This window comes from Niastella vici, from assembly GCF_002077945.1.
In the GTDB taxonomy this organism is placed as follows: domain Bacteria; phylum Bacteroidota; class Bacteroidia; order Chitinophagales; family Chitinophagaceae; genus Niastella; species Niastella vici.
On the sequence record NZ_LVYD01000002.1, the window covers coordinates 260768 to 274219 of the forward strand.

The 13452-nt window shown below is 45.9% G+C and carries 9 protein-coding genes; 5 read left to right on the plus strand and 4 right to left on the minus strand.

The annotated features are described in order from the left end of the window. Positions 1 to 89: 89 nt before the first annotated feature. Complete coding sequence (locus tag A3860_RS04485; RefSeq protein WP_081145355.1) at positions 90 to 1505, plus strand: hypothetical protein; 1416 nt, start codon at positions 90 to 92, stop codon at positions 1503 to 1505. A 114-nt stretch (positions 1506 to 1619) separates the two neighbouring features. Here the strand turns inward: A3860_RS04485 and A3860_RS04490 are convergent, their stop codons facing one another. Both A3860_RS04490 and A3860_RS04495 read right to left on the minus strand, forming a co-directional pair. Then, entirely contained in the window at positions 1620 to 5213 is a 3594-nt protein-coding gene (locus tag A3860_RS04490) for a malectin domain-containing carbohydrate-binding protein (protein ID WP_245843476.1), read from the minus strand. Between the two features lie 8 nt (positions 5214 to 5221). Continuing rightward, positions 5222 to 8041 (minus strand): glycoside hydrolase family 95 protein, encoded by a 2820-nt coding sequence (locus tag A3860_RS04495; protein WP_081145356.1) that lies wholly within the window; start codon positions 8039 to 8041, stop codon positions 5222 to 5224. Positions 8042 to 8624: 583 nt separating this feature from the next. On the opposite strand from A3860_RS04495, the gene A3860_RS04500 reads away from it, so the two are divergent. Continuing rightward, positions 8625 to 9470 (plus strand): tetratricopeptide repeat protein, encoded by an 846-nt coding sequence (locus tag A3860_RS04500; protein ID WP_143773937.1) that lies wholly within the window; start codon positions 8625 to 8627, stop codon positions 9468 to 9470. A gap of 22 nt (positions 9471 to 9492) precedes the next feature. Here A3860_RS04500 and A3860_RS04505 read toward each other — a convergent pair whose 3' ends face one another. After that, positions 9493 to 9975, minus strand: coding sequence for a hypothetical protein (locus A3860_RS04505; protein WP_081145358.1), 483 nt, complete (start codon positions 9973 to 9975; stop codon positions 9493 to 9495). A 53-nt stretch (positions 9976 to 10028) separates the two neighbouring features. Between A3860_RS04505 and A3860_RS04510 the strand changes: the two genes are divergently transcribed. From A3860_RS04510 to A3860_RS04520, 3 genes are all read left to right on the plus strand, one after another. Next, positions 10029 to 10490, plus strand: coding sequence for a MarR family winged helix-turn-helix transcriptional regulator (locus tag A3860_RS04510; RefSeq protein ID WP_143773938.1), 462 nt, complete (start codon positions 10029 to 10031; stop codon positions 10488 to 10490). A gap of 1 nt (position 10491) precedes the next feature. Then, entirely contained in the window at positions 10492 to 10983 is a 492-nt protein-coding gene (locus A3860_RS04515) for a GNAT family N-acetyltransferase (RefSeq protein ID WP_081145541.1), read from the plus strand. 1049 nt (positions 10984 to 12032) lie between these two features. Beyond that, on the plus strand, positions 12033 to 12641 hold the full coding sequence (locus A3860_RS04520; RefSeq protein ID WP_081145360.1) for a hypothetical protein: 609 nt from the start codon (positions 12033 to 12035) through the stop codon (positions 12639 to 12641). 442 nt (positions 12642 to 13083) lie between these two features. Here A3860_RS04520 and A3860_RS04530 read toward each other — a convergent pair whose 3' ends face one another. Beyond that, positions 13084 to 13380, minus strand: a complete 297-nt coding sequence (locus tag A3860_RS04530) for a hypothetical protein (RefSeq protein ID WP_081145362.1) — start codon at positions 13378 to 13380, stop codon at positions 13084 to 13086. Positions 13381 to 13452 lie beyond the last annotated feature (72 nt).

Consider the following 13452-nt stretch of genomic DNA (forward strand, 5'->3'; position numbering starts at 1 on the left):
ACGTTTTATACAACCAATGCCATTTTGAAAGCGTCTTACAGTTATTTATTACTTTTAACGCCGAAACCGTGCACAATAAAAAAGCCGTCATGAAGAATAGCTTCAAAAGCCCTACTATTAGAACAATATTTCTTGCTTTCCTTATACTATCAGCGTTTAAAAATACAAAAGCTCAGTTAACTGCATTTCCCGGCGCCGAAGGATATGGCAAATATGCCACCGGCGGACGGGGTGGCAAAGTGGCCATTGTCACCAACCTGCAAAATGACGGGCCGGGCAGTTTTCGCCAGGCCCTGGCTGCTTACCCCAATGATCCGCTCACCATTGTTTTCCAGGTTTCGGGCGTTATTGAACTGAACGCCCCGCTGGTGTTAAAAAGATCGAATGTGACCATTGCCGGACAAACCGCGCCGGGCGATGGCATTTGCCTGAAAGGCCATTCATTTATCATCAATGGAGCAGGTAAACCCGGGAACCAGGGAAACATCATTATCCGTTACATTCGCTCAAGACCCGGCAGCAATTATTCGCTGGGCGTTTACGGCCTCGACATCGAAAACTGCCACGACATCATTATTGATCATTGTTCTTTCAGCTGGGCGAATGAAGAAGTGGTGGCTGCCTACGATTGCCGCAACATCACCATTCAATGGTGTATAGTAAGCGAAGGACTGTATGAAGCGGGGCATCACAAAGGACATCGGTCATACGGCGGCGTTTGGGGCGGACAATACGCTTCTTTTCATCATAACCTGCTGGCTCATTTGAACAATAGAACGGTACGGTTCAATGGAGCCCGGGCGCACGATACCATGGCGATCGTTGATTACCGCAATAACGTCAATTATAACTGGGGCAGCAAAAATGCCTGCTATGGCGGCGATATAAAGATCCCCGGTGGCATTTCGCGGGTGAATATCGTAAACAATTATTATCAACCGGGGCCAGCCACCGCCGACACCCTGCAATTCCTGCATGCGTTGTACGCCAAAAATCCGGATAACCGTGTGGGGAAATGGTTCATTGCCGGCAATTATATGGCGGGCAACAAAGAGCTCACCCAAAATAACTGGCTGGGCGTTGATCTCACTGAACTGCCCGACTCAACCCGTAGTATGGCCAAAGCCGATACAGTTTTTCCGGTCATGCGCATCTCCAATAACCAGGTTGCCAAGGAAGCATATAAAGCCGTACTGGCCGGCGCCGGCGCCACGCTGCCTAAAAGAGATTCCACCGACATCAGGGTCATTTATGAAGTGCAACACAAAATTGCTTCCGGACAGGGCGTGTTTGGCAAAGCAGGCATCATTGACAGTCCGGCCGCAGTTGGCGGTTGGGCCACTTATCACACAGCCACACCTTTACGCGATACAGATGGGGATGGAATGCCTGATGAATATGAAACAAAGAATGGATTAAACCCTAATGATGCGGGGGATGGAAATACGGTTACTGCTTCGGGATATACCAATCTGGAAGTTTATTTGAATAGTTTAGGGCAATGAAGCAGGAAGTAGGAGTTAAGAAGTAGGAGAACCTCCGATATTCGCACTTAATAACTAAAATCAAACTGTATTTCTTACTTCTTACTTCCTACTTCCTACCTCTTACCTCGTCAGTTATTGCACATCAACCCCACCAATGGCCACCCCCTCCGCATCAACCGCGGTTATGCGTACGGTATACCTTCCGGCGTTGATCATGGAGCCGCTGGTAGCAGTAAAATAATTCCATTTCCCTTCGCGGGTAGTGGTAAATTCCATTGGCTCTGTTTTCATTACTGTACCATCTGCGGCAATCAGTTGCCAGCTGGCTTTCTTCGTTTCTGCGGAAGGATTAAAATACCTGAACGTGATCGAGTATACATCGCCTACACCGGTGTTAATGGTAACATCAACCTGCGGGCCGACAGGCTTTGTGAACACCACTGCGTCGCGTTTATTGACGGTTTGCCTTACAGCGCCTTCCCCTGTTATTTCGGCCTTATCCATTTTATAGCTCGTAGTGGGCTTTTGATCGAAAGGTGGTTGTAAGGTGGTTACGGGCATTACTATCACTGAATACATCTCCCCGCTGTGGCTGCCACCATTCGAACTTAATGCAATTGAAGCATTTGCAGGATAGCGCTTACGATATAGTTTAAACGTATGGGCCTTTCCATTCTTTACCGTTCGCAGTGACATCTTTGTATCCTCATATGTCTCCAACCAGGAAGGCAGTTGCGCACTGCTATCCGCAGCACCAAACACATCAGCATCGGCAGTAACGCTGAATGAAGCCCAGTTGCTTATCTCTTCAGATGACCTAATATCAGGCATCTGCAGCCATTCAGCACCATATAATGTAGGGGGCAATGCGGTAAATGCACTAGTGCTGTCGATATATTGCTGATCACCTGCATTCAACCAGGACCTTGCTCTTATCTCAGTGTTTTCGTGCCTCTTTACAAGATTAGAGATCAATGCAGGTGACGGTTCGGCTGCTTCCGCTTTTTGACTGGCCGTTGCAATGGCAATGGCCGAAATAATAGCCTGGCCGGCTGCGCTATGCGGAAATGAAATGATTAATTGGCCGCCGGTAACATATGCATTCACCACTTTCTTCAACGCCCGGTTGTGCCCGGCTTCTGCCCAGATATCGAGGTCTTTAATAAGTGTTTTATTATTGATAGCCACATCAAACATACGCCAGCCTTTGCAGTTCATTCCACCGCCGGTTCCCCACCAGGGTTCAGTAAAATATAATTCCACGCGGTAATCGCCATCGGGTACCAGGAACTCATAACGCAGTTGTTGCAATCCGTACCGGAAAGGCTGGAACAGCGGCCAGTCGACCGTACCGGCAATGGGATCATAGGTTTGGCGTTGGCTGGCAAAGAAAGCCGGCATGCCGGGGAATTGATTTGTCCAGGAAACAGAACCCCAGGTATTGGCAGCACTTTTTTCACGATCTGCCAACCAGGTATTTCCGTTACTGTCTTTGTAATCGGGGCCGCCGCAATTCACCCGGTACAAATAATTATACGCCGGGTTGGGAGCGACAATACCAGTTAACATTCCTTCTGTAGAGGGCAAAGACGAACCTTTAGCTAACCGTTTTATATTGGGCGCCTGTGGCAAATAGTGTAATACGATATAATCTTCCGCCACTCTTTTCCTCTTTACATACCCAACAGCATACAATACATTGTATTTGATATCAACACTGTCCCATTGAAAATGGGTACCAATGCCCTTTCGGGTACGTTTACCCAGTGACACATTATTTACATCATTGAACAGTTCTACTTCATCACAATTGGAGTAAACGACAATTCCGTCTTTTTTTCCGGGTTCCGTCCAGCGGCCAGGCCAGGTGTGCGATACAATGTACACCATGGGCGATGTGGCTGCCGGGGCATAATTGGCGCGGAACATATAGAAAACATCCAGCGGTTCTTCCCAGGGCGTTAGCAGCCCTTTGTAGTTAACCGGACCAATACGGTCAAGCTCGCGGTACCCTTCCCCACTCTGCACCCGGCCGGGATTATCGTGCGAGGTATAGAGCCAGAAGAAATGACCGCAGGTGCTGTCTTTCACCGACTCGGCCAACCGAACTTTCATTTCCATCAATTGGGTCATGCGGTCTTCGCTTAAGGCCCCGTTCTGGTCAAAGCCGCCTTCGGTATGCAAATCAAGCGTGCGCCAGGCGCCATACTCGCCGATCAACTGTTGCCGTATGACATCGCTGGCATAATTGGCGGGATTGCCGCCATAGGTGCCCGTCCAGTTTTGCGGCACATCCCAATCGGTTCCTTCACCGCCGTTACAGGTGGTTACTTTTCGTTGGCCCGAGGCAGTGGGGTCCAGCTCACGAATGAGTTCAGTGCATTCCCGGGCAAAATCCTCCGGAAGCTTGCTTTCGTTCTGCAGCCCCCACAGTACCAGGGACGGACTGTTGCGCCGTTCTATCACCCATTCTTTCAATAAGGTTTTAAAGTTGTTTTTAAACTCCGGCGTATTGTACCATACGTGGGCGCTGAGCTGTGTCCACCACAGCAGTCCCATACTATCGAGCAGGTGTTGATACAGCAGGTTATGCGGCTGATGCGCATCGCGAAAAGCGTTGAAACCAACTGCTTTTATCTGCTGTACGCGGGCGCGTACTTCCGGCTCGTTGAAGGCATGACTGGCGCCTATTAAATGTTCATATTCTGCAATGCCATTTATGAAGACCGGTTTTCCATTCAGCAGAAATTGTTTGGAACCGCCTGACCTGCCTACCGGCCAGCTAATCCATCTTATACCATAAGGCGTTTCCGTAACATCGATCACCTTACCATCTGCTACCACTTCCGTAACCAGGGTGTAACAATACGGATCGTTCAACGACCATAAATGCGGTGTCTTTATTTCGGGCAACTGCTGTATTGTTTCCGCTACAGCACCTGGTTGCAGGCTGCTGTTAGCCGTTGTTGTGGCTACCAGCTGCCTTGCTTTATTCAACAATCGTTGCCTGATAGAAATGGTAACCGGTTTATCGCTGTAATTCTTAACCGTAGTAGCCAGTTGCAGGCGGGCCGATCTTTCTGACACCGTTGTATCATTCCAGAGATGCACGCCAAACGGTTCCACCCGGACTGCATTCGTGGTGATCAAATGCACGGGCCTGAAAATACCCATTGGCTGCGAACCTTCGCTGAAACCCCGTTCATCGGAACAGCCGCCACACACCCAGGGCAGGGTGCTGATATTGGCCGGATGATCGGCCCGTACCGCCAATATGTTGGGTTGGTTATTGTCGAAAATTAAATCAGTGACATCTAAGGTAAACGTTGTTCTGCCACCGGCATGCGCACCTGCTTTTTTACCATTCACCCATACCGTTGCAAAAGAGCCAACCCCTTCGAACCATAAAAAATAGCGCTTGTCTTTTTCCTTGCGGGCCACCGAAAAGGTACGGCGATACCAGGCATACCCATGGCGGTTGCCATGATGCAGGCGGCGATACCCTTCGTAGGCATCCCAGTTATGCGGAACACTCACCTGCTGCCAGCCGGTGGTACCGAAAGCAGCATTTTCAAACCCATCATACGCATGCTGATTACTGTCGCTGGCGATGGAGTACCAGGAATCGTTTAGGGAAACATCTACTCTTCCCTGCGCGGAAGCCTGTTGCGCACACAAGAAGATATAAAGAACAAGAAAGCTTTTTATTATGGTTCGGAACATCATGTTTTTATTTACTTCAAGCTACCACTAAACGTATAACTGCCTTTTTTCTTTGTAGCCAACTCAATCTCCTGTGATCCATATTTCAGGTGACAGGTATTTCCACTTTTTGACAACACTTTCACCAGTTGCAATTTTCCAGCTGACCATTTCATATCCAACACAAAACCACCGCGGGCGCAAATACCTTTCACCTCGCCATCGGGCAATTCGGAAGGTAAGGCCGGCAGCAATTCAATAACACCGGTATGGCTTTGTACCAGCATTTCAGCAATACCCGAAGCGCCGCCAAAGTTACCATCGATCTGAAATGGCGGATGCGCATCGAACAGGTTATTATATACGCCTCCCCTTTCATACCCCAATTCATTAATGGCCGGGGTGAATAAATTCTTTATCATCTTCAATGCATGATCGCCATCTTTAAACCGCGCCCATACATTCACTTTCCAGGCCAGGCTCCAGCCGGTTCCCCCATCGCCGCGGTAGAGCAGGGACTGACGGGCAGCTTTCATCAAAGCAGAATCTTTCCAGGTAATATCAGCGCCCGGGAACACGCCCCATAAATGCGAGATATGCCGGTGCTGGTCTTTTATATCGTCAACATCTTCCATCCACTCCTGCAGTTGATCGTGTTTGCCGATCGTATTCGGCGCAATTTGCGGGATCAACGCTTTCAGCGTATCCGAAAAAGCCGCATCTGTTTTGAGTACAGCCGCGGCAGCAATGGTATTCCTGAACAACTCCCGAATGATCTGGTGGTCCATGGTTGGCCCTGCCACCAGTCCACCATGCTCCGGTGAGTTCGACGGCGTACTGATGAGGTAACCGGTTTTAGGGTCTTTTACCAGGAACTTATTAAAGAATTGTGCAGCGCCCCTCATAATGGGATATTGTTCCCGCAGGAACGCTGTGTCCTGTGTGAATTGAAAATGTTCCCAGAGATGCAAACACAACCAGGCCCCGCCGGTAACCCAAATACCATGGTTACTCGCATTGATGGGCGCCGTGCCCCGCCACAGATCCGTATTGTGATGCAACACCCAACCCGGTGCGCCGTAATGTTCCTGTGCAGTTTTTTTACCCACCTCCGCCAATTCCTTCATCATCGCAAACAGCGGTTGCGTACAGGCCGGCAAATTCAACACCTCAGCCGGCCAGTAATTCATTTGCAGATTAATGTTAGTCGTGTATTTACTGCCCCAGGGCGGCGTTAACAGATCGTTCCAGATACCCTGCAAATTGGCGGGTTGGGTACCGGGCCGCGAAGAAGCAATCAACAGGTAGCGGCTGTACATTACAAATAACGACACCAGCGAAGGATCGTCCTGCATATTGAATTGGCGGATGCGCTCATTGGTGGGTAATGCAGCGTTTTTACCAGCGGGGACAATAAAGCCGAATGAATTGAATAACTGCCGGTAATCTTTCACATGCGCCGCTTTTATGGCACTATATGGTGTACGCTGACTACGCGCCAGTGCTGTTCTACAGGCGGCAACCGGATCGCCGGACACCTCTTTATAATTTTTAAAATTGGTGGCCGCAACAAAGTAAAGATCAGCTTCTGTAGCTTGTTGTATGCTGATGGCAGTGTCGCTCACCGTTAATTTTCCGCCACTGGTCACCGCATACAAATAACCCACGCCTTTCAATACCCCATTGCTTACCTGTAATGAAACAGACAGCGTATGCGCATCTATTTTCTTAACCACATACTTTCTATGCGGGGTATTCAATAAGGCCTGCATTGATAAAGCGCCGGGTTTACTGGCTGTAAATCGCATGGCAAGGCATTGGTGCGGCACGCTGATAAAATATTCGCGATCATACGTTACACCATTTACCGTGTAAGAAATTTTTGAAAGGGCGCTGTCGAGGTCAAGCGAACGCTTGTAATTACTGTAATCATTGCCATGCACAAACCGGAAATACAGATCGCCGAAAGGCTGATAATCGGCTTCATACCGCGGCATGGCTGGTGGGTTATCATCCTGAATGAAATATTTCCAGGAGTTATTAAGCGCTGCCGAATCTACATCACCACCTTCCGGATAAACGACAAGGGTACGGCCGCTTTTCACCCCGGTAAAACCACCCTTATCAAAAAAATTAATAACCTGTATGGCTACTGTGTTTTTTCCTTCCTTTAACAAAGTTGCGGGAATGATATATTTTCTTTTTTTGCTGATGCCTTCATCCGACCCAACCAATTTACCGTTCACATAGGTAAAATCCATATCTCGAATGCGACCGAGATCGAGCACCAGGTTCTTCCCCAGCCATTTTGCCGGTACTTCAAACGAAGTGCGAAACCACAAAGCGCCATCTGTACCCATGAGACTGGTGCGCTCCCACCCCTCGGGCGTGGGCAATTGCATGGCGGGCCAGCCTGTATCGTTATAACCGGCAGCTGCCAGCGCTTCCTGCGCCCTTACCTTTTTAAACCAGGCATCCTTTTGTATGTTATAGGCGCTATCGTCGGGATCTTTCAACCCCATAAAATATGTTGAGGCCATTGCTTCGGCTTCGGCTTGTTTGCCTTCGGCCAGTAACAGGCGAATAGGTTGCAGGTATTGCACCGCGCCGGGATGGGCATAATTACGGGGACGGCCATTCCACAACGTTTCTTCATTCAGCTGTAAATGTTCTTCTCCAACACCACCAAAAACCATGGCGCCCAAACGGCCATTCCCAAGCGGCAGGGCATCGGTCCAGGCAGCAGCAGGTTGTTCATACCACAAAGTGAGTGGTTGCTGCGCACAGGTTTGCGAAAAAGGGCTTACAGCCGCCAGTAAGAAGGAAAAACGAATAATTGTTTTCAGGTGCATACTTTTATGATAAAGAAAGAAATAATGAACAAGATTTATTAGTATGGAACCACTGGCAAGATACAATCAAAACCAGTTATAGTTTAAGTTTACAGTTACCGGTTACCTGTTGCCGGGGACAACCAGTTTGAGGGTCACCTTTTATAGTTCAGGGCTCCTGGTTTCCAGTACGCAGTTCATAGTTATCAGTTCACAGCTCTCAGTTTCCAGACACCAGTTACCAGTTCTCAGTGTTGGGGCTGACTCAAAATAATACAGCAAGACGAAATTTCCCGTTAAAAGGTGGGCAATGCAAGAAACTTAATAAAAATGTCAGGAAGATAGTTCACAGTTTTCCAGTTCACAGTTCACGGGCCCATAGCCCTGGTTGAGTAAAATAGGCTATTGTTTATAATTTTATTTACTTTGACAGCAATTTTAATGTAGGCAGATGAGCTTTTTCAATAATCATTTCAACAGGTCAGCAGCAGAACCTTCTCAAGGTGCCGGAGTATCCCCTACCCCAGCAGAAATTTTTGAATGGGAATTCCAGTCCACCATTCCGCGGTATCACTCCAAACCCGGCCTGAATACGGGCCTTAAAATGCGGAACAAAGAAACCAATGAGGTAATGACCTTTGCCGTGGCCTTCCCCGAACAATTTGAAACCTGGAAAACGATACAATCGAAACCCGACAGACGGGGCCTTATTTATTCCATCCTCGATAGTATTATGGGGAATGACCTGCAACTGTGGCAGATCATTGAGCGCTTTACCGACGACCGGTATGCACCACGCGCATTGGAAATTGCCAATGCGCATGCCAATGAAAACGACCGGTACAATGCCAATTACTGGGCAGCACTGGCAAAGACCAACCTGGTCCTTACCAATTATACAGAAGCAGAAACCAATGCCGGCAATGGATTGGTCCTCGATGCAGGCAATACCCGGGCTAAGATAATACTGGCAGATGTTTACCATGTTACCGGTAAAACCGAAGCGGCACATGCATTGTATAATGAAGTGTTGCAGGAACGGTTGCCACGTACCGGTGAGTTATCCCTTTCATTTGCCCAATTGGTGGGTTTTGATGGAAATATTCTACCCTCCCCTTTATATGCGCTCGACTGGCTGCAGCAACACCCCGATACCACTGACGATACCTGGAACTGGGCAAATGATGAGTTTTATTATAGTCCGCACTTCAGAACGCAACATGCGTATTACCTGTTAAAGCAAAAAGAAGCACTGAAAGGATTTGTAAAACTGTTCACACTGGCCAAAGAAATGCCCTGGTTTAAAGAGGCGGTGATCAACAGCTGGCAGCTGATACACCAGTTAGGTATGGCCGACAATGCACCCAATGAAAAAGCCTGGCTGGAAGAGGTGATGAAAAGTAATAAATGGGATGCGGAGGATGCGGGGCAATATAAAATAGAAATTTAAATTAATACTGCTGCAAGGCGGCTCAGGTATTATCGAACCAGTTTTTGAAATGTGCTATTCTGTTATTTTTAATAATAAAGAAAAGATATTCATCTGAATCGCCGAACTGCAATCGAAAATAACCCGACTTCTCTTTTAAATAATCCTTATAAGATCCCGGGAACATCTTTTTAAGAATGGCAATGGAGTCCCCCACCTTTATTTTAGTTGATTTATAAGTCAGCACAAAGTTGGTATCATAGATCTCAAACCCCTGCAAATAGCCATCGGGCGACACCTGAATGATGGAGTTTTTGTAATGATAAGCATACCACTCATCATCCATGGACTGTACTTTCTCAATTTTAGCCGGTTTGCCAAAAGTTTTTATAATTGTCGTCTTATGATCACCTTGCGACAAATGGTTAATACGGATATAATCCCAATCTATCTTATCATCCTGCTGGCACCAGCAGCAGGTAACTGCGGATAATAAAAAGGAGCAAACAAATAACAATATTTTCATAAGTAAGAAAGAGTACTAAAATACAAAATTTTGGGCAAAATTTTTAGTTGACTTTGTCAACTATTTACGACATTTGTACCATGAATCAGGAAAAAGTAAATAAGATCAGGGCTTTTAACAGGTTCTATACAAGGGTCATCGGGTTGCTAAACAAGTACCTGAACGACAGCCATTATACGTTGCCGGAAGTACGGGTGATGTATGAAATATATCATCACAAACAAATCACCTCCAGGGAAATAACAGAACTGTTGAGCATGGACAAAAGCTATTTAAGCCGCATGCTTTTGAGTTTCGATAAAAAAGGATTGATCAAAAGAAAAACCGACAAAACCGACACCCGGGCACAGGACATCTCGCTATCGGCTAAGGGAGAAAAAGAATTCCTGGCCATCAATAGATCAACCGAAAATCAGATAGCGGAGCTGTTATCAGGATTAAACAATCAGGAAGTAGAACAACTGATCGTGCACATGGATGGTATTCAAAAAATACTTTCAAAAATCAGTAATTAACATGCAACAATCAACCGACATTACTATACGAACTGATATTCGCCCGGGCGATCTGGGTATGATGATTTACCTGCATGGCGTTCTTTACCAGCAGGAATATGACCATGGCGTTTCCTTTGAATCTATTGTGGCCGGTGGGTTACATGAATTCTACACTACTTACAACCCCGCCAATGAACGCCTCTGGATCGCTGAAGATAACGGCAAAATGATTGGTTGTCTCCTTTTAAAGAACCGGGGCGAGACTGCCCAATTACGTTATTTTCTTATCCTGCCCGAATACCGGGGAATTGGATTAGGAAATAAACTGCTTCGGTTGTTTATAGAGTTTGCCAAAGCCTGCAAATATAAGAATGCCTATTTGTGGACTACAAACGAACTGGACACAGCGCATCATTTGTACCAGAAGATCGGTTTTACGCTAACCGAAGAAAAGCCTTCCACCGGGTTTGGCAAACCGCTTATTGAACAGCGGTTTGATATGGTTTTGTAGGCTTATTTTCTTTCTTCAGAACTAACTCCATAACATTTTTGTCCTGCGCTGAGGCGTTTTAGCCCGATTATGGGTCATTACACGCATGCAATGCCGGGTTCCTTATTGACTTTCTACCATTACCCGGCTACTCCTGATCATTGCCCGCCGTTGTTTGCTGCGTTTACTCGCAAACAACGGCGTAGAACCTCGCGTAATACCAACACAAGAACGTACTTTAGAACATAAATCACCTGCAATGTAGTATTACACAGCAACTCTGTAGTATTACTCGCCAACTTTGGTCTGTTGCTCACCAACTCTGGACTGTAGCTCTGTGACTTTACAGAATAACTCGCTAACAACGGAATATAACTTCGCGTAACGCCAACATAAATCACGTACTTTGGAACATAAGTCACTTACATTGGAGCATTACTTAGCGACTTTGTGGCATTGCTCACCAACTTTGCTGTGTTACTCGCTAACAATGGTATATAAGTTCGCGTATTGCTAACATAAGTCACGTACTTTAATTCATAAGTCACTTGCAACGAAGCATTACAGAGCGACTTTGCTTCGTTACTCGCCAACTTTGGTCCATAACTCAGCAACATTGGTACATAACTACGCGACTTTAGTGCAATACTTCGCGACTTGTATTCCTATCTCGCAAAGTAATTATCCAAAGTCACGTACATTCAGATCAAAGTCACGTACTTTCTATCCAAAGTCACGTACTTTCTAATAAAAGTCACGAAGCTATGATCCAAAATCAGCAGGTAATAATAAAATGTCATGAAGCTATATAAAAAAGTTCGTTAGCTATGCAGCATTGTAAGTAAGTAATAAGTCATTGTAATGCATTAACAGCAAAGAATACGCGAGCAATACACCCTGGTTGAGCAGAAACGCCCTGCTTTCAGTCAGGGACATACTAAAATAGATGACGGAAATCAGTTTCTCCCCCTGCTCTGTGTAGAAAACGCACATTTATAGGCCAATAAACTTATAAGGTCCTGAGAAGTAGCCATTGCAATTCAATCTTTAACCTTGCAAAGTTTATTAATATGAAAAACAGGATCTTAAGTATCAAACGCGAACGCGACAGTGAACTGATAGCCACGGGATATCGGGTACGTGATAAAATGACCAACAATCCCTTCTTTCCTGCCCCACCTGCCGCCCTGGAAACAGCAAGCCAATTATTGCCTGAATTCATATCCCTGGTAGGCCATTCAATGAACCGGGATAAAGAAGTTATTGAGCGTAAAAAAAAGCAGAAACTTATTCTTACCTCCTTACTAACAGAAGTGGCAGATTATGTAACCCTCACCTGTAAGGGCAACAGGTTGATGTTATTAAGCAGCGGTTTTACGATTTCAGGAAAATACAACAACAGGGAAGAGCCGGTTATTAAGCTACTGAAGGTTGAGTTAGGCCCGCCCGGTATAGCAACCACCCGGGTGAAGCGGTTACGTGGCGCACGGGTATACATACATCAGTATACTGACCAGGAACCCTCCTCGGAAACCGCCTGGACTCAGGTATTCAGTAAGGACGCGAAACATACATTCAGGGGGCTGCAATCGGTGAAGAAGTATTGGTTCAGGGTAGCAGCCATTGCACGTGATGGGCAATTTGTGTATTCGCCGGTGGTGGAGCGGGTGATACAGTAGGTATTTAGCTGGAATTTAAAACTTCATAAAAAATTACCCATTTCTAAAAGTACAAAAGCCGCTGGTGAAAAGCGGCTTTTGTATTATCGGAATTCATAACATTTTTACAAACTGACCTTTTCTCAAAAAGGTTTTATATGCATTGCACCTTGAACGGAGCCAAGTCTTGACAAGGAATCAATAATTCTAAAAACATCACTCTTTTTATACTTATTAATGACTCCTAACCCAGGAGGAGGAACAAAAAAGAGCCCGCTTTTCTGATTGAATATAGTTTCAGGATCACCGGAACAAGCAATTATTGTATCAGTTTGGCATTTGTAAAGAACGTAGGGCATGGTATCGAAATTCAATCTTTTACATTTGGGCATTAAATTTCCATAATTTATTAGTTTACTTTTCTGAGAATCTGAAACTACTTGAATATACGCATTAGTTTCCGTTACAAAAACCTTTTTGAAAAAGTAGATCTTATGCTATCAAGAACCTTATTGATATTTGGCAATTCGCTTACTACTTTTCCATTGTCAATAAAAAACCATCCCCAATTTGCTTTGCCCTGCTCCTTTACTAAGGCAATATATTCATTCGACAATCGAATACCTTTTTTCTTATCGTCAATTTTATAAACAAGAGATTTACGCCCGGGTATTCTCTTTATAATTACTAAATAAAATTCCAATTTCGCCAACGCTTTGGGATTTGTAACATGGGCTAAATATATCCCCCCCTTTTTCATTTTTCTCTAATGTATCAATGCTGGCATAATGTAAGCATTTCAATGATGAGCTTTCTCTGCACGATTGTCCAA

Bases quoted from the DNA above. Each gene is read 5' to 3' on its own strand.
- A3860_RS04500 (WP_143773937.1), top strand. From the start codon at position 8,625: ATGCGGAACAAAGAAACCAATGAGGTAATGACCTTTGCCGTGGCCTTC.
- A3860_RS04495 (WP_081145356.1), bottom strand. From the start codon at position 8,041: ATGCACCTGAAAACAATTATTCGTTTTTCCTTCTTACTGGCGGCTGTA.
- A3860_RS04505 (WP_081145358.1), bottom strand. From the start codon at position 9,975: ATGAAAATATTGTTATTTGTTTGCTCCTTTTTATTATCCGCAGTTACC.
- A3860_RS04485 (WP_081145355.1), top strand. From the start codon at position 90: ATGAAGAATAGCTTCAAAAGCCCTACTATTAGAACAATATTTCTTGCT.
- A3860_RS04515 (WP_081145541.1), top strand. From the start codon at position 10,492: ATGCAACAATCAACCGACATTACTATACGAACTGATATTCGCCCGGGC.
- A3860_RS04520 (WP_081145360.1), top strand. From the start codon at position 12,033: ATGAAAAACAGGATCTTAAGTATCAAACGCGAACGCGACAGTGAACTG.
- A3860_RS04490 (WP_245843476.1), bottom strand. From the start codon at position 5,213: ATGATGTTCCGAACCATAATAAAAAGCTTTCTTGTTCTTTATATCTTC.
- A3860_RS04530 (WP_081145362.1), bottom strand. From the start codon at position 13,380: ATGAAAAAGGGGGGGATATATTTAGCCCATGTTACAAATCCCAAAGCG.